2 protein-coding genes are annotated in these 1,393 nt (G+C 48.7%); both read right to left on the bottom strand.

The features are described 5' to 3' along the window. The coding region (flgL, locus tag R7070_RS25285; RefSeq protein WP_318141401.1) for a flagellar hook-associated protein FlgL at nt 1-762 on the bottom strand (762 nt) is incomplete at its 3' end. Between the two features lie 11 nt (nt 763-773). Continuing rightward, nucleotides 774-1,393, bottom strand: a 620-nt coding sequence (locus R7070_RS25290; RefSeq protein WP_318141402.1) for a FlgK family flagellar hook-associated protein, incomplete at its 5' end; no start/stop codon positions are given.

Raw genomic sequence — 1,393 nt, forward strand, 5'->3', positions numbered from 1 at the left:
GACAAACAACTTGTTTTCGCTGTGTGCGCCATCCATCAAATCTAGGTTGTTATGGCGACCACCGATTTCCGTCATCGCGCCTAGTACGTTTGCCATCGTATCATCGATGGCGTTTAGGCTAGCGTCCACTTCGGCTTGAAAATTCGGACTCGGCTTCTCAAATTCTGCAATCAAAGCATCAATTTGGTTAAGAACGTTCTTGCCGCCACCAATATCTAGGATCTCTTGTGCGGTCATGTTCGAATCCATGGTCACGCCTTTCGCCACCGTCACCACACGAACATCGCTGTTGCCTTCGACCACATAAGCGCCACTTGATTTATTGAGAGCCGCGGTATCGGTTTTTGTGCCCGAAAACAGAAAGTGGCCTTCTTCATCTTGCGCATTGAAAGACGATTCGATGGAGTCACGGTAGCTTTTCAGTTCGGTGATCATGCCGCTACGGTCTTGATCCGTTAACGAACCGTTCGCGCCCCAAAGAACAATGTCACGCATGCTTTTCAAACTTTCGCTCACTGAGTCTAGGTGTGTCTCTTGGCTTGAAAGCGTTGTTTTCAGGTTTGCGATGTTGCTTTGGTATTGAGCAATCGCGCTGTTTTCGCGTTCCAAGTTAAGCAGCTTGATAGACGCCATTGGATCATCAGACAGCTTAGTCAGTCGCTCACGTGTCGACATTTGTTGAAGTACTTTCCCAAGGCCTGCGCTGTTGCTCTGCAGGCTTTGCAGCATCATTTGGCTGAATTGGTTATCACTGATTCGCATCTGGGTTTCCTCTAGAATAACTGCAATACAGAGTCGAACAGCTGGTTCGCCGTACTGATCACTTTCATGTTGGCATTGTGCGCGTTAGCAAACGTCATCAAGTTCGCGGCTTCTTCATCGCTGTTCACTGCACTTACGTTGTCGCGAGCGGTATGCGCTTGCTTGCTCATTGCCAGTTTTGCTTGGTAATCCGCATCTGCCTGACGCGCTTTGATCGCCGTTTGGCCAACCATTGAGGTAAAGGCATCGTTCAAGCTCACTGAGCCGTAGCCCGTTACCGCAACCGGTTTGTTACTCAAATCAATCAAAGATTTAAGAACATTCGCGTTACCCGGCGTACCATCGCTTGAAAACGCCAATTCTTCCGCGCTCAAATCTGTGATGGTTAAACTTGCCGCTGGGTTATCAGGGTCGTAGTTAAACAGTGGTTTGCCAGCATTGCCTTTCAAGTCTTTACCTGTAGCAAGTACCGCGTTGTACTCATCTGCCAGAGCTTTTGCCATGTCATCAAGCGCCACTTGGTTTGGCTTTAGAACGTCGGTTTGGTAATCGTTGATGGCACCCAACTTACCCCCGACCGAATCGCCAATAGCGAAGCTTTGATTAGCAAAATTCACGTGCAGATCCGCAA

This window comes from Vibrio sp. 1557 (assembly GCF_033340175.1).
Taxonomy (GTDB): Bacteria; Pseudomonadota; Gammaproteobacteria; order Enterobacterales; family Vibrionaceae; genus Vibrio; species Vibrio alginolyticus.